The sequence below is a fragment of the Haloferax sp. ATB1 genome (assembly GCF_000730175.1).
The window spans coordinates 1-21951 of record NZ_JPES01000076.1 but is presented as its reverse complement, the minus strand read 5'-3'; the positions used below and the strand labels follow the sequence as shown (position 1 = coordinate 21951).

Below are 21951 nucleotides of genomic sequence, written 5' to 3'. Positions count from 1 at the left end.
ACTTCGCCGCGTGGTCGACCCCGGCTCCGAGTGCGGTGCCGACTGCTCGGCGTTCGAGGCGGCCGCCCCGCCCGAACTGGACCGCGACGGCCTCCGCGAGTCGCGGACGGACTGGGTCGCCGACCCGGCCGGCGCGGTTCGCAGACAGTCGGGACTCGACCGATACTTCTGACTCGACCGGCCGCTCGTCGGGCCGCTAGTCGTCTCGCTCGTCGGAGTAGACCCAGCCGAGCGTGGCGACGACGCCGAAACCGACGACGAACACCGCGCCTTCGACCCAGTTCGGCTCGCCGGACCACGAGGCCACGAGGAACCAGACGACGCCGGCGACGACTGCCAGCGGCGTGCTGTATCGGAGCGCCGCGAGGATATCGGTCACAACCGGCTCGACGCGCTCCGGTCGCAAAACCGCACCGGACTGCCGGGTTCGCTCCCGGCCCTCACTCCGCGTCGGCCCGCTGTTCCATGTAGTTCCAGTAGGTGACGAGCGCGACGCCGATGACGATGACGAGGGCGAACTGCACGGCCGCCCCGAAGAAATCGAGGCGGCCCGTGTCGACGTACGTCAGGACGAAGTTCGCCGCGGCCGCGACAAAGCCGGCGACCATGAGATACCTGAACGCCTTGTCCTCGGCGACGGTTCGCAGTTTCACAGGTCGTACACCTCGCCGTCGACCGCTAGCGGCTCCTCGAACGCCTCGTCGGCGGGGTAGTAGTGCGCCACGTGGACCAAGCGAGTCTCGGCGGCGTTCAGTTCCTCGCCGAGCGCGATGGCCCCCTCGCGGGTCATGTGCTTCGTGCCGAAGGTCCGCGCGACGCCGTTTTCGTCGTAGTCGTCGCCGCCGATGGGGTGGTACTCGCAGACCGACGCCGGGACGATGGCCTCGGCGAGAAGCAGGTCGGGGTCACGGAGCACGTCGCGGGACTCCTCGGGGATGGCGTAGGTGGAATCGCCCGAAAGCGAGAGCTTCGCGCCCGTCTCGGGGTCCTCGATGGCGACGCCGTAACAGACCAGCGGCGGGTGGACGACCGGCACGAACGTCACGTCGAGGCCGCAGGCGCGGAACGACTCGAACGGCGTCTGGTCTTCGACTGAGATGCGGTCGAGATAGGAGAACTTCGAGCGAATCGCGTCGGCGACGCTCTCGCCCGTGACCGGGTCGACCTCGTCGGCGGCGTGGACCGCGAGGTCGTCGAGGAGGCGGTAGACGTTCCCGAGACCGTCGAGATGGTCGAAGTGGATGTGGGTGACTAAGGCCTCGTCGGGAAGCGGCACGTCCTGCGTGAGAAACTGATGGCGGAAGTCGGGGCTGAAATCCACGAGGAGCGACTCGCCGGTCCGCTCGTTCTGCACGTGGACCGAAAAGCGCGTCCGCTCGATGCCTCGCTCGCGGGCCGCGAGGCAGGTCTCGCAGTCGCACCCGACGGTGGGCGTGCCGGTCGTGTCGCCGGTCCCGAGGAGGGTCACGCGCATTGACTCAACCACGGGGGCGGCGAGGTATAAACGTGGCCGACCGCGGCGAGTCAGGACCGGTACATCTGCCGGAATTCGACCACGGGGTGGAACGTCGCCGAGAGCGTCGCCGCTTCGAACTGGAAGTCTGCAGTAACCGTACGCGGAACCGCCGAGACGAGCGCCTCGAATTCGACGGACGGTGTTCGCGTTTCACCGCTCCGATTTGGCCACACCTCGTAGCCGAGCATCACTCGCCTCGCCTCTCCGTCGTCGTATCCAATCCCTCGGCTGATGTTATCTAACGACTCCACGCCGAGTCGCTCTCGCACCGTCGTCATCGCCTCGGCTCCCGCGACGGTCCCGCCGACTCGCGTCACCCACGACGATGCTGGTTCGCGCTCGTATACCGGCTCTTTCGTCGTACCCGACTCGTTCACGTGTTTGCGATAGCCGGTGCGTCGTCGAACCTCCGAAGTATCCGGATAGTAGTCGTACTTCGACGACCCCCGGTAGTCGCGCGAGATTGTAATCGGGTCTCCAGAGGCGGGCGCAGGATTCGACTCCGGTTCGGGAAGGGGCGTCTCGGTGGACGATTCGAGGTCCGACGTACACCCGGAAAGCGCCGTGAGAACCCCGCCCGCCGCAATCGTCCGAATGAATCGGCGTCTGCTGGAGGGCATCGGCTCGCCGTTTGCGACCCACTAGTAAATATTTTGTCAGAAAGACGGAGTTACTGCGCCGCGCCGGCGTCCTTCTGTGTCTCGCCTTCGTGTTCGTCCGCGTGGTCGTGGTCGTGGTCGTGACTGTGGTCGTGGCCGTCGTCCGAACGCCGACCCCGCGACGAGTTCCGACGAGTCGGACATCATGTCGAGGTTCTTCAGGTTGTCGCGCTCCTCGAAGTCGGCGACGGCCTCAAGCAGGTCCTCCTGCGTGAGTTCCATCCGCTCTTCGGTGAGCGCTTCGAGGACGGCCTCGCGGAGGACGAGTCGGAGGTCGGAGCCGGTGAGGCCCTCCGTCACGTCGGCGATGGCCGAGGGGTCGAACTCGTCGATGTCCATCCGGTTCGTGATGACCCGGAGGATGTCGGCGCGCATCCCGCGGTCCGGCTTGGGGAAGTTGACGATCTCGTCGAAGCGCCGCCACGCCGCCGAGTCGAGCTGGTCGGGGTGGTTGGTCGCGCCGATGAGGATGACCTCGTCGCGAATCAGCGAGATGTCGTCGATGCTCTTGAGCAGCGTGTTGACCGCGCGCTTGAGCGCCGCGTGCTCGTCGGACCGGCGGGTCTTCGCCACCGAGTCGAACTCGTCGATAAAGAGGATACACGGCGACAGCCGCTTTGCGACCTCGAAGGTCTTCTCGACGTTCTTGGCCGTCTCGCCGAGGTACTGGCTCGTAATCATCGAGAGCTTCACCTCGACGAACGGGAGGCCGAGCTCGTGGGCGAGCGCCCGCGAGACGGTGGTCTTGCCGGTCCCCGGCGGGCCGACGAACAGTATTTTCCCGATTTCGCGGAGGCCGATGTCCGCGAGGTACTCGCGGTGCTCGATGGCCTTCATCAGCTTGTGAATCTCGCCCTCTTGGTCCGTCGTGAGCACGAGGTCGTCGAGGGTCATCTCGATTTCCTCGGGCGCGCGGACCTGCACGAGGTCGAGCATCTCCGCGTCGTCCTCGTCGTCGAAGTACTCGTCGAGCAGGCTGTCTATCCACACGCGGTCGGCGTGAATCGGCCGGGTCTGTTCTCTGGCGTCCGCGTGGGTCACGTCCACGTCGTCCCGTCCCTCGACCGACTTGGCGACGGTCGGGTTCGTCACGAGCCGGTCGTGGTCGGCTCGCTTGACGAACCACTCCAGCGCCATCTCGGGTTGGGTCAGCGAGAGACGCCCGGAGAACTCCTCACGCTGGGTGAACATGAGGTCTGAAATCGCGTCCCAGGGGTGTTCGACGCCGGTCGCCTTCCGCGCGACGGACTCGGTCACGACGAGCGGTCGCTCGATGCCGCCCATCGACGAGTCGTCCTCGTCGCCGTCGTCCTCGGCGTCCGCCCAGAAGACGCGCCGATACCGCGGGGGAAGGTCGTTTTCGTCAAGCGTTCGGTCGTCAGTGTAGAGGTGGGCCGTCAGCAGAAACTCGACAACCTCGAGCGCCCGTTCACTCATCCCCCAGAAATTGCCCGGGGAGACGCATAAGAGCGTCGGAGCGCCGCCGGGAGCCGCGCGCGACCGAACTGCCTCGATGGCAAGGAACGAGACGCTGAACCGCCACCGGATATTAATTCCAGAAAAATAATTCAAAAATATATTCTGAAACGGATTGATTACGCGATTATATTCCTTCTATCCGATTGTATATTGGTTCTTTCTTCAGAACAATCGGGAAAAATATGTCTTCTTAAACGATTAGGTCTTTATGGTTATCTTCCGCCACTGTGAGCCAAGAAAGTGAAATGATATTCACGAACGGCACGGGATACTTGCCCGAATGCGGTACATTCGACGCGGACGGTGGGTGGTGAATCGCGTGGCGAAACAAGTCCCGACGACCTGCATGCGCTGTGCGGTCGGCTGCGGTCACGTCCACCTCGGCTCGGACACGGCGTACGGTCTCGACGCGGTCCGGGGCGACCCCTCACACCCCGTGAACAACGGACTGGCCTGCGGTCGCGGCATCCGCGAGTCGGCAGACCCGGACGGGTCGTGGCTCACGCGACCGCTCGTCAGGGAGAACGGAGAACTCCGGCAGACCTCGTGGTCCGACGCGCTCACGCGCGCGGGAGACGCCATCAACGACGCGATGGCCGACGACCCCGACGGGGTCGCCGTCCTCGGGAGCGGCCAACAGACGAACGAGGCCGCCTACGCCCTCGGAAAGCTCGCCCGCGGCGGTATCGGCACCCGGAACTACGACGCGAACACGACGCTCTGCATGGCGAGCGCGGTCACGGCCTACTACCGCGCCTTCGGGAGCGACGCGCCGCCGCCGACCTACGACGACATCCCCGAGGCCGAGACGCACCTCGTCTGGGGGGCGAACCCGGCGGTCGCCCACCCGGTGATGTTCCGGTGGATACGCCAGTCGGCCGACGACGGCGACCTCGTCGTCGTCGACCCCGTCGAGACGAAGACCGCGGCGGTCGCCGACGACCACGTCGCCATCGACCCCGGCGGCGACCTCGCGCTGGCGCAGGCGATTCTCGGACGCCTCGTCGAAACCGACTCCGTGGACGAGGCGTTCGTCGAGGAACATACCGAGGGGTTCGACCGCGTCGTCGACGAACTCCCGCCGGTCGAGGAGGCGGCGGCGGACGCCGGCGTCACCCTCGACGAGGTCGAGAAACTGGCGTCGCTCCTCGACGCGCCCACGCTCGTCTACTGGGGCATGGGCGTCAACCAGAGCGTCCGCGGCACCGCGACCGCCGGCGCGCTCGTGAACCTCTGTCTCGCCTCCGGGAACCTCGGCCCCGGGTCCGGTCCCTTCTCGCTCACCGGGCAGGCGAACTCGATGGGCACCCGCGTCGTCTCCTCGAAGGGGACGTGGCCCGGCCATCGACCGTTCGAACACCCGGACCACCGCCGGACCGTCGCCGAGGCGTGGGACGTGCCAGTCTCCCGGCTCCCCGACGACAGCGGCCCGGGGCCGGTCGGCATGTTCGAGTCGTCGCCGTCGGTCGTCTGGACCGTCGCCACCAACCCGCTGGCGGGGTTCCCGGACGCCACGGCCGCCCGCGAGGTCCTCGAAGACTCGTTCCTCGTCGTGCAGGACGCCTTCCGGTCCGAGACGGTCGAACTCGCCGACGTGGTGCTCCCCGCGGCGACGTGGGGCGAGTCCGAGGGGACCACGATGAACATGGAGCGGACGGTCTCGCGGGTCCGCGCGGCCACCGAGACGCCGCCGGGCGTCAGGCAGGACCTCGACATCATCGCCGACGTGGCCGCCCGCGTCGCGCCGGGACTGCTCCCGAGGCCGTCGGTCTCGCCGAGCGACCTGTTCGACGAGTTCGCCGCGCTCACCGAGGGGACCGACGCCGACTGCTCGGGGCTGTCGTACACGCGACTCGACGGCGAGCGCGCCGTGCGCTGGCCCGCGCCGGACCCGACGAGCGAGGGCGGCTACCGCTACTACGACGCCGACGAGGGGTCCGACGACCCGACGTGGTCGTTCCCGACGCCGTCGGGGAAGGCGCAGTTCAGCGCGCTCTCGGGGTCGTCGCTCCCCGAACCCGCCGACGAGTCGTACCCGCTGACGCTCACGACCGGCCGCGAGGCCGACGGGTACAACACCGGCGTCCGCACGCGAAGCGACACGCCGGACGAGCCGGTCGCACGCGCGCACCCCGACACAATCGACGCGTACCGCGACGCGGTCGCCGACCCCGAGGGCGACCGCCGAACCACCGTCGTCTCCCGCCGGGCGTCGGTTCCGGCGACGCTCGACCCCGACGACGCCGTCCCGCCGGGCCTCGTCTGGCTCTCTATCCACCATCCCATGACCAACCGACTCACCAGCCCCGCGGTCGACCCGCAGTCGAACGAACCGAACTTCAAGCAGTGCGCCGTCCGCCTCGAACACCCCGAGACGACCGCGTCCACCGACCTCCTCGCGGCCGAGGTGAGCGACTGATGGCGCTCGTCGCCGCCGGCGGACGGCCCCGCGAACCCGGACGCACCGCCGCCTGAGAATGGCCGACGCGTCGCACCCACACCTCGACACCGGCCGCGCGGGTATCATCCTCGCCGGCGGCCGCTCGACCAGATTCGACGGCATCGACAAGGCGACGGCCACCGTCGGCGGCCAGCCCATGATTCACCGGGTCGCCGCCTCGCTCGACCCCGTCGTCGACGAACTCGTCGTCAACTGCCGCGCCGAACAGCGGGACTCGCTCGCCGGCGCGCTCTTGGACTTCGACGTCCGGTTCGCGGAGGACGCACACCCCGACCGGGGCCCCGTCTTCGGCCTGCGAACCGCGCTGCGGGCGACGAGCGCCGAGTACGCGGCGGTCCTCCCGACCGATATGCCGCTGGTTCCGAGCGGGTTCATCTCGCACCTCTTCGGCCGCCTGCAGGGCGGCGCTGGCATCGTCCCGCGGGTCTCGGAGACGACCCAACCGCTCCCCGCGGTCGTTCACTGCCGCGCCGGCGAGGTCGCCTGCACCGATACCATCCGCGCCGGAGACGACCGCCTGCAGGCCGTGATGTCCGCGCTCGACGTCACGGTCCTCGACGACCGCGAAGTGGAGGCTCACGCCGGGACGCACGCGTTTCACAACGTGAACTCCTTCGACGACTTGCGCGCGCTCGCCGCTCGTCGGTGAGCGCGTTCGAGCCTCATACCACATTATCGTCCATTATATTCAATTGAGGTTATCCAATAATCACTCGACTATCTGCCCAAAGTACAACCTTATATTCGGAATATTCGGTTATAGAATGGACGAATGCGCCCTATTGGGTCAATTTCTAAAGATTCTCAACGAATACTCTTATGAACCTCTGTCGAGTCGTGTTATCACGAAACATGACCAAGTTCGCAAACAAACGCACAGGAATAGTGGATAATTGCCCACTGGTGGTCGGAAATGGCGAGTAAGAAGGAAGCGTGGAAGTCGGAGCTCTACGGCGACGCGGTCCGCGAGAAGATAGAGGAGTTCGCCGAGAAGGGCGTCGACGCCATCCCCGAGGAGGAACGGGACAAGTGGTTCACCCGCTTCAAGTTCTGGGGGGTCTTCCAGCAGCGGACGGGCCAGGACTCCTATTTCATGATGCGGCTGACGAACGCCAACGGCGTCCTCGAACCGGGACAGCTCCGGGCTATCGGCGAGGTCGCGCGGGACTACGCCTCCGGCCCCGTCGAGAACCCCGAGTTCGGCGACGCGTGGATCGACCTGACGACGCGCCAGTCGATTCAGCTCCACTGGCTCGAACTCGAAGACATCCCCGAGGTCTGGGACAAGCTCGAAGCCGCGGGCGTCTCCTCGCGGTCCGCGGGCGGCGACACGATGCGGAACATCACCGGCTGTCCGGTCGCCGGCCGCGACAAGCACGAACTCGTCGAGTCCCAGCCGCTCCTCGACCGCTTCCAGGAGGACCTCCGCGGCAACGACGCGCTGTCGAACATGCCGCGGAAGTTCAACATCAGCGTCACCGGCTGCCGCGAGGGCTGCGCGCAGGACTCGATAAACGACGTGGGGCTCGAACCCGCGGAGAAGGAAATCGACGGCGAGACGGTCACCGGCTTCAACGTCCGCGTCGGCGGCGGCCTCGGCTCCCGCAAGCCGCGCGTCGCCCGCGACCTCGACATCTTCGTCGCCGACGAAGAGCGCGCCTACGAGGTCGTCCGCGGCTTCGTCGAACTCTACCACGAACACGGTAACCGCGACGTACGGGCCCGCGCCCGCAGTCGCTTCTTCGTGGACGAGTGGGGCACGGAGAAGATTCGCGACCTGCTCCAGGAGGAGTACGTCGACTTCGAACTCCGGTCTGCGGGCGAGAACATCCGCGACGAGTACACCTACAACGCGGGCCGCCCGGAGTCCGCCGGCAAACACGACCACATCGGCGTCCACGAGCAGGCCAACGGCGACTACTACGTCGGTCTCAGCGTCGCGGTCGGTCGGCTCACGGCGTCCGACGCCATCGAACTGGCCGACATCGCCGACGAGTACGGCTCCGGCGAGGTCCGTCTCACCCGTCGGCAGAACCCGCTTCTGATGGACGTGCCGGAGGAGAAGCTCGACGACCTGCTCGCAGAGCCGCTCCTCGGCAAGCACACGCCCGTGCCGAACCCGTTCCAGCGCGGCACCGTCGCCTGCACCGGCACGGAGTTCTGCTCGCTCGCGCTCACGGAGACGAAAGCCCGGACCGCCCGGATGCTCCGGTGGCTCCGCGACAACGTGGACGTGCCCGACGACGTGAGCCAACTGAAGATTCACTACTCCGGCTGTACCGCCGACTGCGGGCAGGCGAACACGGCCGACATCGGCCTGTTCGGCATGCGCGCCCAGAAGGACGGCGAGATGGTCGAGGCCATGGACATCGGCGTCGGCGGCGGCATCGGCGAGGACCCGTCGTTCGTCGAGTGGATTCAACAGCGCATCCCGGCCGACGAGGTTCCGGGTGCCATCGCCTCGCTCGTGGAGGCGTTCGCCGAGCGCCGCGAGCCCGGACAGACGTTCCGCGAGTGGGTCGAAGCCGAGGGGACCGAGGCAGTCACCGAGTACTGCGTCCCCGAGGAGACGGAGTTCGAAGCGCCGTACATGCACGACGCGAAGCAGTCGTGGTACCCGTTCGCCGAAGAGGAAGCGAAGGCCGAACAGCCGGTCACGAGCGACTGAGCATGACCGACCGCATCGCATCCGACGACCCGGCAGACGACGCCGACACCGACGTCGACGACGCGCCTTTCGAGCACGCCTCGGCGGACGTCGCGCCGGAACTCTTCCCGGCGGAGCCAACGGTCGCCGACGCGGGTACCGGCGGAATCCCCGGTCGGCCGGACAGCGACTCCGCCACTCGTTCCTGACGTTCCGAGAGTCGGTGCCGTCGTCTCCACTTTCACCGCTTTCTCGGCGTTTTTCGACCCGAACGACAACTCGTCACGACGAATAGCGAGTTCTAAACTATTTATGGTGTTCGAACCCCGACACTGTGCCATGCCAGAGCCAGTCATCGCGGCCGCGTACCGCACGCCGTTCGGCAAGGCGGGCGGCGTGTTCGAAGACGTTCGAAGCGAGGACCTCTCGGTCACGCTCATCGACCACATCCTCGACGAACACGATGTCGACCCCGACGACGTGGAGGACCTGATGTGGGGCGTCGCCCAACAGCGCACCGAACAGGACAACAACGTCGCCCGCGTCATCGCCCTCCTGTCGGACCTCGGAGAGGGGACGCCCGCGACGAGCATCAACCGCTGGTGCGCCTCCTCGATGCAGGCCATCATCTCCGCGTCCGACGCCATCGCCGCCGGCAACCGCGAGTGTATCGTCGCCGGTGGGGTCGAGAGCATGTCCCGCGTGCCGATGGACGGTGACTCCTACCAGCACCTCCACCCCGAACTGAGCGAGCAGTACAACATCTTCCAACTCCAGATGGGGATGACCGCCGAGAAAGTCGCAAACGAGCACGAGGTTTCCCGCGAGGCCCAAGACGAGTTCGCGTTCCGGAGCCACCAGCGCGCCGCCGAGGCGACCGACTCGGGCCGCTTCGACGACGAAATCGTCCCGGTCGAGACGGACGACGGCGTCGTCACCGAAGACGAGGGCATCCGCCGCGACACCTCGATGGAGATTCTCGGCGGCCTCGACCCCGCCTTCTCGGGCGATGGCTCCGTCACCGCCGGCAACTCCTCGCAGATAACCGACGGCGCGGCCGCCGTCCTCGTCACTAGCCGCGAGTTCGCGGACGAACACGGCCTCGACGTGCTCGCCTCGGTCGGCACGAACAACGTCGCCGGCGTCGACCCGACGGTCATGGGTATCGGTCCGGTCCCGGCCACCCGCGGCCTCCTCGACCGCGCCGGCACCGACATCGACGACTACGGCCTCGTCGAAATCAACGAGGCGTTCGCCAGCCAGTGTGAGTACTCCCGCCGCGAACTCGGAATCGACGCGGACAAACTCAACGTCAACGGCGGCGCAATCGCGCTCGGCCACCCCCTCGGGGCGTCCGGTGCGCGCCTCCCCGTGACGCTCATCCACGAGATGCAGAAGCGCGACGTGGACCGCGGCCTCGCGTCGCTCTGCGTCGGCTTCGGTCAGGGTGCGGCAATCGAGTTCAGCAGGTAGGGCGGGAGCTCGACTGTTTTTTGGTCCAGACTTTCGCCGAGCGGAGCGAGGGTAAAAGGTGGCAGCGGCGCGGCAATCGAGTTCAGTCGGTCGGTTCACCCGCGTTTTTTCACCCTGATCCGTCCCGGGAAGCGATCGAAATTCGCGGACTGCGTGTCGGTGGTTCCCCGAACCGCTGACCCCCGGCTATCGCTCACAAATATACGTGCGCCTTCCGTCACGTTCATACTCCACAAGTCGGGAATATCGCGGTGATGAATCTCACGACGACCGTCCTGTCGGGGGCGTTCGCGGCGCTGGCGGCCGCCGGAGCTCGCCTCCGCGGGGTTCGTTCCGAGGCCCGACCTCGGCGCGCCCGTCTGGTACGTCCTCGTCGCGCTCACCGTCGGCTACTGGGCGGTGTTCGTCCGCTGGGCGCGGCGCTGACCGGTCGGGGACGACGCGGAAAAAACTCGAAATCGAGCGGGCGGCGAGAGCCGCTACGCGGGGTTGACTAACTCTTCTGCGTCCCGGACGGCCTCGCGCTCGCCGATGATGGTGATGCGGTCGCCCTCTTGGAGCGTGTACTCCGCGTTGGGGACCGTCGTGTCGCCGTTCCGCGAGACGAGGGTGATGAGACAGCCGTCGGGCAGTTCGGGTCCGACCTCGCGGATGGTCCGACCGATGAGCCTCTCGGCGGTGACCTCGACCTCTTGGACGTCGCCGGAGCGACCGATTTCGCCCATCCAGTTCGACATCGACGGGCGCTCGATGTAGTTGTCGAGCGCCTGCGCCGTGGCGATGGTCGACGAGATGGTCCGGACGCCGAGTTCTTCGAACGCCTCGACGTTGTCGGGGTTGTTCGCCCGCGCGAGGACGCTCTCGGGTTCGAACTTCGAGTTCGCCAACTGCGCGACGAGCAGGTTCACGTCGTCGTCGCCGGTCGCGGCGACCACGAACTTGGCGTTCGCGGCCCCCGCGGAGCGTAAGACGCTCGTGTCGGCTCCGTCGCCGTGATGGACGGTAAAGCCCATGTTCCGGGCCGTCTGGACTACTTCTTGGTCCTCTTCGATGAGGACCACGTTCTCTCCGCGGTCTGCGAGGCGTTCGGCGAGCGCACGGCCCACTTTCCCGCCTCCGATGATGAGTACACGCATTGGGATGACGTCGAGGTATTCTGCGATTCGGCGAGCGAGGCCGGCCTCGAAGACGACGGTCGTCAGGATGACGAGGAACACCGTGCCGACGAGAATCGAGGCGCTCTGGTTCAGCGCGGCGGCCTGTTGGGTCAGCCCCTCGGCCGCGAGCCGTGTCGCCTCCTCTTGGAGGGCGATGGCGAACAGCGAGGCCACGGACGCGGGGATGATGCCGCGCGGGCCGACGAAGCTCATGAAGAGCTTCTCTTCTCTCGTGAAGCGGTCGCCGCGCGCCGAGATGAAGACCAAAAGCGGCCGAATCACGAGCGCGACGGCGGCGACGACGGCGAGGCCGCCGACGCCGAGGTTCAGGAGGTTCTGGAAGTCCAACAGCGCCGCGAGTGCGATGAAGACGAACGACAGCACGAGCAGCGTGATGTCGCCTTTGAACGCCGAAATCTCCTCTTCGTACGGCACGTCCGCGTTGCCGAGGAGGATGCCGGCGGTCGCCACCGCGGCGATGCCGGCCTCCGTGGCGACGTAGTCGGCGGCCGCGTAGGACACGAGCGCGCCGGCGAGAACGAGCAGACGCGCGTTCTGCGGCGCGTTGCCCGGCGAGAGGTCGACGTACCGGAGCGCGTAGTACAGCGACCCGGCGACGACTGCGCCGACGACGACGCCGACGCCGAGGCGCTCGGCGAACAGCGTCACGAGAGCGTTGGGACTGCTGACGCCTTCGAGGATGGCCTCGAAGATGACGACGGCGACGATGGCCGCCGTCACGTCGTTGACGATACCCTCCGTGTCGAGCGCCGCGCCGACCCGGTCGCGGACCGGGACGACTTCGAGAATCGGCGCGATGACCGTCGGCCCGGTCGCGACGAGGAGCGCGCCCACGAGGAACGACACCGGCCACGGCGCGCCGAGCGCGTAGTGGACGACGACGCCGGTCGCGATGAACGAGATTATCGCCCCGACGGTGACGAGTCGGAACGTCGCGGCCGGCGCTTCCCGTAGCTTGTCGATTCGAAGGTGGAACGCGCCCTCGAACACGATGATAGCGACCGAGAGACCGACGATGGCCTGTAGTGCGTTCCCGAACGAGTCGGGAGAGATGACGCCGAGGACTTCCGGGCCGAGCAGGATGCCCGACGCGATGAGGAACACGACGCTGGGGACCTGAAACCGGTCCGAAAGCACCTGCGAGACCACGCCGATGCCGATTATCGCGGCGACGAGCGGGATGAGGTTCGCCCCTCCTGCTGCGGCCACCTATATCGCCTCCATGGATTCGGTTCATGTGGCGACGGAAGATAAAACCATACATCTCGGGCGGTATTTCCGCGGAGTTGAGAATACGAATGGGTGGAAAATCCTCGTAAAAGTTTGGTCTGTCAGATTTCACTGACTCGCGTCCCGCCCGCGGCTCCGCCGCTTTCCGGGCCGGCGGTCCTCGTCGTAGATGAGCGACACCTCGTCGGCGTAGCGGTCGAGGATGTTCCGGCGCTTTTTCTTCATCGTCGGCGTCATCAGGTCGTTGCCCTCCGAGAACTCCTCGGGGACGACCCGGAACTGCTTGATTCGCTCGTAGGACTCGAAGTTCTCGTTGGCCGCGTCCACCTCGGCCTCGATGCGCTCGTACACCCGGTCGTCGCGGCAGACGGCCGCCGGATCGTCCGGGAGGTCGATTCCCTCCTCGGCGGCCCACTCCCGCAGGCCGTCGAAACTCGGGACGATGAGCGCCGAGACGAACTTGCGGCCGTCGCCGAGGACCATGCACTGCTCGACCACCGGCGAGGAGGCGAAGGCGTCCTCGATGGGGCCGGGGGCGACGTTCTTCCCCGTCGAGAGGACGAGAATCTGCTTGGCGCGCTCGCGGAACGCGATGTAGCCGTCGGGCCGGCGTTCGACCACGTCGCCGGTGCGGAACCAGCGTTCGCCCTCGTCGTCCTCGACGAACGCCGCCTCGGTCTCCTCGGGGTCGTTCCAGTAGCCCTCGGTGACGCTCGGGCCGCGGACGAGCAGTTCGCCGACCTCGCCGCCCGCGTCGCCGAGTCGGTCGCCGACGACGGTCGTGTCGAGTTTCGTCTCGACGGTCCGAAGCGGGTAGCCGATGGTGCCGATTTTCGGCTCTTCGGGGGGGGTTGACCGAGATGACCGGCGAGGTCTCGGTGAGTCCGTAGCCCTCGTAAATCGGGAGGCCCATCGCGTGGTAGAGCGCGCACAGCTCGGCCGAGAGGCTCCCGCCGCCGCTGATGAAGAAATCGAGGTCGTCGCCGAGCGCCTCGCGGACCTGCGCGAACACGAGCCGGTCGGCGAGGCGGTGTTTCGCGGTGAGCAGGTAGCCCGGCGCGTCGGTCGTGTGGTACGCCCGCCCGACGTCGACCGCCCACTCGAAGATGCGCTTTTTCGCGGGCGACTCGCTGGCTTGCGCCCGAATCGCGTCGTAGAGCTTCTCGTACACCCGCGGGACGCTCGTCCCGGTCGTCGGCTGGACGAGTTGGAAGTCCTCGCGAAGCGTGTGCGGGGGCTCTCGGCGTAGGCGACGGTCGCGCCCGCCGCGAACATCATGAAGTGGCCGGCCATGCGCTCGAAGACGTGCGCCAGCGGCAGGAACGACAGCGTCACCGAGTCGGGGTCGATGACCGGCGTGTCGCCTTTGTCCGGGCGCGGGCCGAAGCGCCGGTAGCTCTCGTTGACGTTCGACCGGAAGTTCCAGTGGGTGAGTTGGACACCCTTCGGCCGGCCCGTCGTCCCCGAGGTGTAGATGAGGCTGGCGAGGTCGTCGGGGTCGCGTTCGTCCAGCCACGACTCGGAGGCCGCCTCGTCGTACACCTCCTCGCCGCGGCGGTAGAGCTCGCCGAGCGTCAGCACGTCCTCGCGGTCGTCGTGGCCGTCGTACTCGTCCACGACGACGATGAACCGCAGGTCCAACTCGTCTTCGACGGCGAGCACGCGCTCCAGTAGCTCTTGGTTCTCGACGACGACGGCGTTCGCACCGGGGTCGGAAAGCAGGTACCGCGTCTGTCGCTCCGACGACGAGGTGTAGACCGTGGTGACGACGCCGCCCGCGCCGAGGACGGCGAAGTCGGTCTGCGCCCACTCCATGCGCGTGTGCGAGAGGATGCCGACGCGGTCGCCGGTCTCGATGCCGAGATCGCGGAACCCGGCCGCGAGGCGACGGACGATGCCCCGCATCTCCTCGTAGGTCAGGTCGGCGTAGTCGCCGTCGGGGGCCGCCGGGACGACGCCCTCGGCGACCAGCGACCGCGGGTAGACGCCGCCTTTGTATCGCTGTGCGACTCGCGAGGCGTTCCGCGACGCGCTCGCCTCGAACATCCGTGGGAGGGTCGACCGCTCGATGACCGGGTCGTCGAACGCCGCCTCCGCGTCCCGCCAGTCCATGTTCTGTTAGTAATAATTCAACATCTAAAAACTATGTACGTGCGGTCTGTTGAAAGCCCGCGGTACCGCGGGGAAACGTTGATTGCGACCCCGGTCGCGTCACTCGTCGTCGCCGACGTAGTCGAGGTAGCCGAGCACGCCGCGGGTGTTCAGGCGCTCTTCGTCGCGGGCCTTCCGCGCGCCCCACACCTCGTCCATCTGGGTGTGCTCGACGAAGTGGTCGATGACGGCCTCGTCGTCGCCGAGTTCCGCGCGCTTCTGTCGGATGGCCTCGACCCACTCCACGAGGACGCGCTTGTACGCCTCCGCGAGGTCGGCGTCGTAGGGTCTCGGGCCGAAGTGGCCGAAACAGACCGTCTCGGGGTCGATGTCCTCGATGGTTCGCACGTCGTCGAGCGCCTTCTGGAGGTGGAACTGCGAGGGCGGCGAGGTCTGCCGGAGCGTCCGCGACCGCGGCTCCCAGATGCCGAGCGCGTCGCCGACGAACAGCACGTCGTCGCCGTCGTCGTGGAACATCACCTGATGCGGCGCGTGGCCGGGCGCGTGGTGGACCGTGAGCGTCCGGTCGCCGAGGTCGATTTCGTCGCCGTCGGTGAGTCCCTCGACGCGCTCTTCGTCGATTGGGAGCGGTTCGTCGTAGAACCGCCACTGGTCTTCGACGGCCGCCTTCGTGCCCTCGACGAGTCGCGAGGGGTCCACGAGGTGCGGCGCGCCGAGTTCGTGGGTCATGACGGTCGCGTCGGGGTAGCGCTCGGCGAGGTAACCCGCGCCGCCCGCGTGGTCGAGGTGGACGTGCGTCGGCAGGATGTACGCGAGGTCGTCGACGCCGACCTCGTCGAGCATCCCGAACACCGCCTCCCTGTCGGCGGCGATGCCGGTGTCGATGAGCGCCGGTTTCTCGGCGTCGATGAGGTAGACCGAGCCGTACTTCTCCACCTCGTACATGCCGCTGTCGACGTAGTAGATGTCCGTGCTGTCCGGGACGGGTTCGACGTCGCCAATAGCCATAGTTGACGGCCCGTCTCCGGGGGAGAAAAGCGTTCGGTCGCCCCGACCCCCCACGTTGATTACGGGCGACTGCAAAGCCGTCTCCATGTCCGAACAGGGCGGCGAACCGCTTCCGGATGTCGATATCACGGATATCTCTCCGATGGCGTGGCGACTGCTCAGAGTCGCCGCCGGCTACAACCAGCGGGCCGTCGAACGCGCCGTCGACGACCTCATGCAGGCGCACGTCTCCATGCTGGAATCCGGGAGCCGCGGCCTCTCGCGGTCGCGCCGCCGCGCCCTGCTCGCGCTCTACACCGCGGAACTCGACGACGAGCAGGTCCGCACGCTCGTCGAACACTTTTAACTCGCGTCGGGACGCGACGCGGACCCTCGCTTCCGTCTGCCGATTCCGACGGGAACGCGGCTGTCGACACCGATATACCGCCATTCGCTACCGTATTGAAAATAATTAAGTAAGACTATCGTTAGAGATACCGTGTATCAATGATACGCGGTGTTACAAAGACTGCTCGCGGACGATTCGCCGTCTTCACGCTCGCCCTCGTCGCGTCCCTCGCGCTGGCCTTCGGGCCGTCGCTGGAGGGGCTTTCGACGCGGGGGCAGTACGCATTAGCGACGATGGTGTTCGCCGGCATCCTCTGGGTGTCCGGCGCGCTCCCCCTCGCGGTGACGGCGCTGTCGATACCGGTGTTGCTCACGGCCTACGGCGTCTACGGCGATATCGACCCGGCGCTGGCGGGCTTCGCCGACCACCTCATCTTCCTGTTCATCGCCGGCTTCATGCTGGCGAACGCGCTCCAGAAGTACAACATCGACCGCCGCATCGCGCTGTGGCTCATGGCCGTCATGGGGTCGTCGCCGCGGCGGCTCATCCTCGCTATCATGCTCGCCACGGCGTTCCTGTCGATGTGGGTCTCGAACACCGCGACGACGGCGATGATGACGCCCATCGCGCTCGGCGTCCTCGCGCAGGTGCTCGGCCGCGAGGAGGTCTACGAGGCCGACGCCGCCGAGGGCTCCTTCTCGAACATGCAGATAGCGACGCTCCTCGGCACCGCCTACGCCGCGAGCGTCGGCGGGGTCGGCACCCTCATCGGCACGCCGCCGAACGCGGTCGTCGCCACCCAGCTCAACGCGCTGCTCGGCTACGAAATCGGCTTCGTCGAGTGGCTCCTCGTCGGCCTTCCAATCGTCGCCATCACCCTCCCCATCGTCTGGTACCTCCTCACGTTCCGCTTCTACCCGCCCGAGGTCGACGATGTTGAGGGTGCCCGCGAACAGGCGCGCGTGTACCTCGCCGACCAAGGCGCGCTCTCGACCCGCGGCCGCCGGGTCGCGTACATCTTCGCCGCCACGGCGGGGCTGTGGGTCGTCGGCGGCCTCGATCCCGTGTTCGAGTTGTTCCTCTCGGACCCGGTGTTCAACACGCTGTTCGGGACCGCCGAGGGGGCGACGCTCCTCGGCGTCGAGGGGCATCAAGGCCTCCTGTACTACGTGATGGTCGGGATGGTCTCCATCCCGACGCTCGTCCTCGCGGACACGATGGAGTGGGACGAACTGGTCGACATCGACTGGGGGACGATTCTCCTCTTCGGCGGCGGCATCTCGCTGGCCGACGCGTTCGCCTCCACGGGCGCGACGCGGTGGCTCGCCGAGGCCGTCTTCGGCTCCCTGACCGGCGCGCCCATCATCCTCGTCGTCGGCGCTATCGTGCTTCTCGTCATCTTCCTCACGGAGATGACTTCGAACACCGCGACGGCGACGATTATCGTCCCCGTGCTCATCGGTATCGGGAGCATCTTCGCGGCGACGCTCGGCCTCACCGAGGTCTCCGCGGCGGTGTTCCTCGCGGTCAGCGGGGCCATCGCCGCCTCGTTCGCGTTCGCGCTTCCGGTGGCGACGCCCCCGAACGCAATCGTCTTCGGGAGCGGCCACATCAAGCAGTCGCACATGATGCGGGCGGGGACCGTCCTCAACGTCGTGATGACCGGCGTGCTGACTATCCTCATCTGGTTCCTCTTCCAGTTCGTCTGGCCGGCGTTCCTCTGGTAGTCGGCGCGTCGGTCCCCGACGCTCGCCGGCGTCTCTCCGTGCGGTCTCCGCTCTCGTTCCTCGGCGATGCGATACGATTTTCCCGCCCGCCCGGAAACCACAGCCCAATGATTGACAGGCAACTGCTCCGCGACGAACCGGAGCGAGTTCGCGACGCGCTCGCCGCCCGCAACATGGAGGGCGTGGACATCGACCGCGTCCTCGACGTGTACGACGAGTGGCGCTCGCTGAAGGCCGAGGGCGACGACCTCCGCCACGAGCGCAACGAGGTCAGCCAGAAAATCGGCCAGCTGAAACAGGAGGGTAAAGACGAGGAAGCACAGGAGGCCATCGACCGCTCGGGCGAGCTCAAGACGGAGCTACAGGAGCTGGAAACCCGCGCCGACGAGCTCGAAGCGGAGCTCGACGAGGCGCTCATGGAGCTGCCGAACCTCCCCCACGAGTCGGTCCCCGTCGGGGCCGACGAGGCCGACAACGAGGAGGTCCGCCGCGTCGGCTTCGACGACCGCCGCGAGCTTCCCGACGAGGTGACGCCGCACTACGACCTCGGCGAGGAACTCGACATCATCGACGAGGGTCGCGCGGCAAAGACCACCGGCTCGGGCTTCTACTTCCTGAAAGGCGAGGGCGCGATGCTCGAACACGCGCTCGTCCAGTTCATGCTCGACGTCCACCGCGAACAGGAGTACGTCGACCTGTTCCCGCCGATTCCGGTCAAGACCACCTCGATGGAGGGCACCGGTCAGCTCCCGAAGTTCGCGGAGGACGCCTACCGAATCGGCGGCGCGGAGACCGAGAACTACGAGGACGACGACCTGTGGCTCTGTCCGACCGCGGAGGTCCCGGTCACGAACATGTACCGCGACGAGATTCTGCTGAAGGACGACCTCCCGCTGAAGCACCAGGCGTACACGCCGAACTTCCGGCGCGAGGCGGGCGAACACGGCACCGAGACCCGCGGCATCGTCCGCGTCCACCAGTTCAACAAGGTCGAACTCGTCAACTTCGTCGAGCCCGAGGAGTCGTACGACCGGCTCGAAGCCCTCGTCGACGAGGCCGCCGAAGTGCTCGACCGCCTCGGCCTGCCGTACCGCGTCCTCTCGCTCTGTACGGGTGACCTCACCTTCGCGTCGGCGAAGACCTACGACCTCGAAGTGTGGGCCCCCGGCACGGAGTCTGAGGACGGGCCCGACGGCCTCGGCGGCCGCTGGCTCGAAGTCTCGTCGGCCTCGAACTTCGAGGACTTCCAGGCGCGCCGCGCCGGCCTCCGGTACCGCCCCGAGCGCCACGAGTCGGCGGAGTACCTCCACACGCTCAACGCCTCGGGCACGGCCGTCGGCCGCGTCATGGTCGCGCTGCTCGAATACTACCAGAACGAGGACGGCACGGTCGACGTGCCCGAACCCCTCCAGCCCTACATGGGCGGCCGCGAGGTCATCGAGGGCCACGAGCCCGTCGGCGAGGCCGCGGTCGGTGCCGGCAAAAAGGACTGAGCGACCGACGTACGCCGCGAGGCGGTTCTCTCTTCTCCCGTTCTCTCCCTTTCCGCTCGCGACTCGCCCCGTCAGTTCGCCGTCGACGACTTGACGAACGTCTTCAGCTCCGAGAGCTTCCCGTCGCGCGCCCGAAACCGGTCGAGGAAGACGAACAGCTCGTCGCCGTCGCGATCTTCGAGGTGGCCGCGGACGACGATTTCGTCGTCGGACTTCGACTGGATGTAGCGCTCGATGACGTGTCGCGTGTCCTTTTGCGGCCGGTCGTCCCGCATGAACGAGACGAACTCCTCGCGCCCCGAGAGCGTCATGTCGCCGCGGTGCTGGACGAACCCCGGTTCGAGGAGGTTCCGAAGCATCTCGTATCCGTGGTGGTCGAGCGCCGTGTAGTACTGCCGGGCCAGATACGTCGCGTCGGGATGCACGCGCTTTCTTCGTCGGCCGACGGGAAGAATCCGACGCCGACCCGCCGCGTCGTGACGCGTCGCGCGCGCCGACGCCGCGTTCGGGACGCTTTTCTCGGCCAGTCGCGTACCCCGGCTGTGGACCTGCACGTTCGATACGAGGGCGACGACGACCCGAAGAAGTGCACGGCGAAGAAGCTCGAACGCTTCGACATGGCCGTCCTCCACGGCTCCGACCGCGAGACCCCCTACGGCGTCGTGCTCAACCCCCACGCCGACAGGGCGCTGTCGCCAGCCGACGCGGACACGAGCGCGCTCGTCGCGCTCGACTGCTCGTGGGAGTCGGCCGGCGAGGCCATGTTCTCGCTGCCCGGCGAGCACCGCGCGCTGCCGTATCTCGTCGCCGCCAATCCCGTGAACTTCGGTCGCCCGATGCAGTTGACGACCGTCGAGGCGATAGCCGCCGCGCTCTGCATCTTCGGCGAGAAAACGCGGGCCGAAGACGTGCTCTCGAAGTTCAACTGGGGCCACACGTTCCTCGAACTCAACGAGGAACCGCTGCGCCGGTACTCGGAGTGCGCGGACTCGACCGAAGTCGTCGAGATTCAACGGGAGTACCTCGAACGCGAGTAGCCCCAGTCAGCGGCGGTGAACCGATTCGGTCGCCCTTCAGAGTCGGCTCGACGTCCAGTTGAGCGCGATTGTCGTTCCCGTCTCGACGCGCTCGGTCGGCGTCACCTGAATCACCCGCGCCCACGTCCCGCCGCTCGGCGCGGTGTAGTTCATCCCGCCGCAGTAACAGTCGACTTCGAGCGCGGGGTCGTCCTCGTTGTGGCCGTCGTACGGGTAGCCGGTTCTGGACCACGCGCTCCAGTCGATGGTGTCGGTCTCGTTGCGCGCGACCAGCGTCACTTTCAGCGGCTCTCCGATGGTCGTCGTCCCGTAGTGGATGTCTTCGCGGTCGGTATCGACGGTGTCGAGCGCCCGCGGGGAGTCGGGAAGCAGGTCGACTTCCGAGAGGTCCTGCGTGTCGTAGGTCTCCGTCGCTTGGACCTCGGCGTCGTCGGCCGCGCGGTACACCTCGGTCGTGAACGGGAGCGACGAGTCTTCGAGTCGAAAGCCGAGAAGCACCTCGTCCGAGGGGACCGACGTCTCCTTGACCAGCGTCGGATGTATCTCCTCGGGATTCTCGACGAAATCGGCGGCTTCGGGTCCGGTTTCGGTGCTTTCCTGTGTCTGTTCGGTCGTCTCGTTCGTCGTCGTCTGCGCGTCGGTCGTCGCCTCAGTCGTGGTCTGAGTCTCCGTATCGGTCGACTGTGTCGTCGGGCCTTCGCCTTCGGAGCCGGAGGAGCTACAGCCAGCGAGACCGGCGACGGCGACGGCGCCAATCGATTGGAGGGCTCTTCGCCGGGTGTACGTCTTCTTTTCACCCATATGGGGTCACTGTATTGGGTCAACCCCTTTAGAAGCCGGTGACCGTTCACGCGTCCAAACCCGGCTTATCACCTGTCTAAACCCGTTTCAACGCTCCCCGACGACCCCGGTGGCCGCCGGGTTCGGCGCGTACCCGACTATCCTTTCACCCACGCGCCGACCGCCCCGGCGATGGCGCTGTCGATAGCGAAGACGAGCGTCAACACGACGCCCGCGACGAAGACACCGACGCCGCCGAGGAGGCCGCCCAGCGGCCCGCCGGCGAGTCCGAGCAGACTCCCGAGGAGCGCCGCGAAGAGCGTCACGACGATACCTGAGATAGAGCCCGCGACGAGACCGTTCCACGCGCCGTTGCCGAGCGTGCCGCCCGCGAGGTAGCCCGCCGCGAAGCCACCGAGGAGACCCGCCCCAATTTGGCCGATGAGCGGGAGCGCGAGTCCGCCGGTGCCGACGACGACGATGACGACGAACCCGACAGCGACCGCTTTCCAGTCAGTCATGGGTCGAAGTAGGCCGCGGGCGGGCAAGAACTTCGTGGCGGTCGGTAGGTGCTCGGCCGCTCGCTCACGTCCGCGCCCGCGAGCCGGTCCGGCCGCGACCCCCTCGCTTCCAGTCGAACCGTGCGTGAGACCTGCACGGAGAATCCACCGCTCGAAGCGCCGAGCCCCAAACGGACGCGCTTTTACGGCTCGGCCATGTAGCGGACTGCAATGATTTTCGAGTCTCTCCCGACCACGCCCCGGTCGGACGAACTCATCGACAAGGCCTTCTCGCGGGCCGCGCGCACGGGGCGAGCGAAGCA

The 21951-nt window shown here is 67.0% G+C and carries 19 protein-coding genes and 2 pseudogenes; 9 read left to right on the top strand and 12 right to left on the bottom strand.

What is annotated here, in order from left to right:
* Positions 1-196 precede the first annotated feature (196 nt).
* The 5 genes and pseudogenes from ATB1_RS12070 to ATB1_RS12050 form a co-directional block, all read right to left on the bottom strand.
* Positions 197-379, bottom strand: a complete 183-nt coding sequence (locus tag ATB1_RS12070) for a hypothetical protein (protein ID WP_241768205.1) — start codon at positions 377-379, stop codon at positions 197-199.
* A gap of 61 nt (positions 380-440) precedes the next feature.
* On the bottom strand, positions 441-653 hold the full coding sequence (locus ATB1_RS12065; RefSeq protein WP_042663954.1) for a hypothetical protein: 213 nt from the start codon (positions 651-653) through the stop codon (positions 441-443).
* Entirely contained in the window at positions 650-1474 is an 825-nt protein-coding gene (locus ATB1_RS12060; protein WP_042663951.1) for an MBL fold metallo-hydrolase, read from the bottom strand. Before ATB1_RS12060 ends, ATB1_RS12065 begins: the two co-directional genes overlap by 4 nt.
* 50 nt (positions 1475-1524) lie before the next feature.
* The gene (locus ATB1_RS23315; protein ID WP_241768204.1) at positions 1525-2136 is read right to left on the bottom strand and encodes a hypothetical protein; all 612 of its coding nucleotides are present in this window, start codon (positions 2134-2136) and stop codon (positions 1525-1527) included.
* 50 nt (positions 2137-2186) lie between these two features.
* Positions 2187-3612, bottom strand: a pseudogene (locus tag ATB1_RS12050) (ATP-binding protein).
* A 322-nt stretch (positions 3613-3934) separates the two neighbouring features.
* Between ATB1_RS12050 and nasA the strand changes: the two are divergent.
* The 5 genes from nasA (at position 3935) to ATB1_RS12025 (ending at position 10235) form a co-directional block, all read left to right on the top strand.
* Entirely contained in the window at positions 3935-6073 is a 2139-nt protein-coding gene (gene nasA / locus ATB1_RS12045) for an assimilatory nitrate reductase NasA (RefSeq protein WP_082256389.1), read from the top strand.
* 58 nt (positions 6074-6131) lie between these two features.
* Positions 6132-6764 (top strand): molybdenum cofactor guanylyltransferase, encoded by a 633-nt coding sequence (locus ATB1_RS12040; RefSeq protein WP_042663950.1) that lies wholly within the window; start codon positions 6132-6134, stop codon positions 6762-6764.
* Between the two features lie 264 nt (positions 6765-7028).
* Positions 7029-8783: a nitrite/sulfite reductase gene (locus ATB1_RS12035; protein ID WP_042663948.1), complete on the top strand. Its 1755-nt coding sequence runs from the start codon at positions 7029-7031 to the stop codon at positions 8781-8783.
* A gap of 2 nt (positions 8784-8785) precedes the next feature.
* Positions 8786-8971, top strand: a complete 186-nt coding sequence (locus ATB1_RS12030; RefSeq protein ID WP_042663946.1) for a hypothetical protein — start codon at positions 8786-8788, stop codon at positions 8969-8971.
* Between the two features lie 130 nt (positions 8972-9101).
* Entirely contained in the window at positions 9102-10235 is a 1134-nt protein-coding gene (locus tag ATB1_RS12025; protein WP_042663960.1) for a thiolase family protein, read from the top strand.
* A 479-nt stretch (positions 10236-10714) separates the two neighbouring features.
* Here ATB1_RS12025 and ATB1_RS12020 read toward each other — a convergent pair whose 3' ends face one another.
* The 3 genes and pseudogenes from ATB1_RS12020 to ATB1_RS12010 form a co-directional block, all read right to left on the bottom strand.
* Positions 10715-12622 carry a cation:proton antiporter gene (locus ATB1_RS12020; protein WP_042663944.1) on the bottom strand — a complete coding sequence of 636 codons (1908 nt, stop codon included), beginning with the start codon at positions 12620-12622 and terminating at the stop codon, positions 10715-10717.
* 129 nt (positions 12623-12751) lie between these two features.
* A pseudogene (locus tag ATB1_RS12015) lies at positions 12752-14755 on the bottom strand (AMP-dependent synthetase/ligase).
* A gap of 99 nt (positions 14756-14854) precedes the next feature.
* Positions 14855-15763: an MBL fold metallo-hydrolase gene (locus ATB1_RS12010; RefSeq protein ID WP_042663942.1), complete on the bottom strand. Its 909-nt coding sequence runs from the start codon at positions 15761-15763 to the stop codon at positions 14855-14857.
* Positions 15764-15848: 85 nt separating this feature from the next.
* On the opposite strand from ATB1_RS12010, the gene ATB1_RS12005 reads away from it, so the two are divergent.
* The 3 genes from ATB1_RS12005 to serS all read left to right on the top strand — a co-directional run bounded on the left by ATB1_RS12005 (position 15849) and on the right by serS (position 19311).
* Positions 15849-16109 carry a hypothetical protein gene (locus tag ATB1_RS12005; protein ID WP_042663940.1) on the top strand — a complete coding sequence of 87 codons (261 nt, stop codon included), beginning with the start codon at positions 15849-15851 and terminating at the stop codon, positions 16107-16109.
* A 140-nt stretch (positions 16110-16249) separates the two neighbouring features.
* Positions 16250-17818 (top strand): DASS family sodium-coupled anion symporter, encoded by a 1569-nt coding sequence (locus ATB1_RS12000; RefSeq protein ID WP_042663938.1) that lies wholly within the window; start codon positions 16250-16252, stop codon positions 17816-17818.
* A 107-nt stretch (positions 17819-17925) separates the two neighbouring features.
* Complete coding sequence (gene serS / locus ATB1_RS11995) at positions 17926-19311, top strand: serine--tRNA ligase (RefSeq protein WP_042663936.1); 1386 nt, start codon at positions 17926-17928, stop codon at positions 19309-19311.
* Between the two features lie 71 nt (positions 19312-19382).
* Here serS and ATB1_RS11990 read toward each other — a convergent pair whose 3' ends face one another.
* Positions 19383-19736, bottom strand: coding sequence for a nuclear transport factor 2 family protein (locus ATB1_RS11990; RefSeq protein ID WP_042663932.1), 354 nt, complete (start codon positions 19734-19736; stop codon positions 19383-19385).
* A gap of 117 nt (positions 19737-19853) precedes the next feature.
* On the opposite strand from ATB1_RS11990, the gene ATB1_RS11985 reads away from it, so the two are divergent.
* On the top strand, positions 19854-20348 hold the full coding sequence (locus tag ATB1_RS11985) for a DUF367 family protein (protein WP_042663958.1): 495 nt from the start codon (positions 19854-19856) through the stop codon (positions 20346-20348).
* Positions 20349-20384: 36 nt separating this feature from the next.
* Here ATB1_RS11985 and ATB1_RS11980 read toward each other — a convergent pair whose 3' ends face one another.
* From ATB1_RS11980 to ATB1_RS22045, 3 genes are all read right to left on the bottom strand, one after another.
* Positions 20385-21149: a hypothetical protein gene (locus tag ATB1_RS11980; protein ID WP_042663930.1), complete on the bottom strand. Its 765-nt coding sequence runs from the start codon at positions 21147-21149 to the stop codon at positions 20385-20387.
* Positions 21150-21286: 137 nt separating this feature from the next.
* A complete protein-coding gene (locus tag ATB1_RS11975; protein WP_042663929.1) occupies positions 21287-21649 on the bottom strand; it encodes a DUF5518 domain-containing protein in 363 nt (120 codons plus the stop codon).
* On the bottom strand, positions 21646-21786 hold the full coding sequence (locus ATB1_RS22045) for a hypothetical protein (protein ID WP_157837741.1): 141 nt from the start codon (positions 21784-21786) through the stop codon (positions 21646-21648). Before ATB1_RS22045 ends, ATB1_RS11975 begins: the two co-directional genes overlap by 4 nt.
* Positions 21787-21951 lie beyond the last annotated feature (165 nt).

Excerpts from the sequence above, each read along its gene's own strand:
- ATB1_RS12060 (WP_042663951.1), bottom strand. The coding sequence starts at position 1,474 with ATGCGCGTGACCCTCCTCGGGACCGGCGACACGACCGGCACGCCCACC.
- ATB1_RS23315 (WP_241768204.1), bottom strand. The coding sequence starts at position 2,136 with ATGCCCTCCAGCAGACGCCGATTCATTCGGACGATTGCGGCGGGCGGG.
- nasA (WP_082256389.1), top strand. The coding sequence starts at position 3,935 with ATGCGGTACATTCGACGCGGACGGTGGGTGGTGAATCGCGTGGCGAAA.
- ATB1_RS12040 (WP_042663950.1), top strand. The coding sequence starts at position 6,132 with ATGGCCGACGCGTCGCACCCACACCTCGACACCGGCCGCGCGGGTATC.
- ATB1_RS12035 (WP_042663948.1), top strand. The coding sequence starts at position 7,029 with ATGGCGAGTAAGAAGGAAGCGTGGAAGTCGGAGCTCTACGGCGACGCG.
- ATB1_RS12030 (WP_042663946.1), top strand. The coding sequence starts at position 8,786 with ATGACCGACCGCATCGCATCCGACGACCCGGCAGACGACGCCGACACC.
- ATB1_RS12025 (WP_042663960.1), top strand. The coding sequence starts at position 9,102 with ATGCCAGAGCCAGTCATCGCGGCCGCGTACCGCACGCCGTTCGGCAAG.
- ATB1_RS12010 (WP_042663942.1), bottom strand. The coding sequence starts at position 15,763 with ATGGCTATTGGCGACGTCGAACCCGTCCCGGACAGCACGGACATCTAC.
- ATB1_RS12005 (WP_042663940.1), top strand. The coding sequence starts at position 15,849 with ATGTCCGAACAGGGCGGCGAACCGCTTCCGGATGTCGATATCACGGAT.
- ATB1_RS12000 (WP_042663938.1), top strand. The coding sequence starts at position 16,250 with ATGATACGCGGTGTTACAAAGACTGCTCGCGGACGATTCGCCGTCTTC.
- serS (WP_042663936.1), top strand. The coding sequence starts at position 17,926 with ATGATTGACAGGCAACTGCTCCGCGACGAACCGGAGCGAGTTCGCGAC.
- ATB1_RS11980 (WP_042663930.1), bottom strand. The coding sequence starts at position 21,149 with ATGGGTGAAAAGAAGACGTACACCCGGCGAAGAGCCCTCCAATCGATT.
- ATB1_RS11975 (WP_042663929.1), bottom strand. The coding sequence starts at position 21,649 with ATGACTGACTGGAAAGCGGTCGCTGTCGGGTTCGTCGTCATCGTCGTC.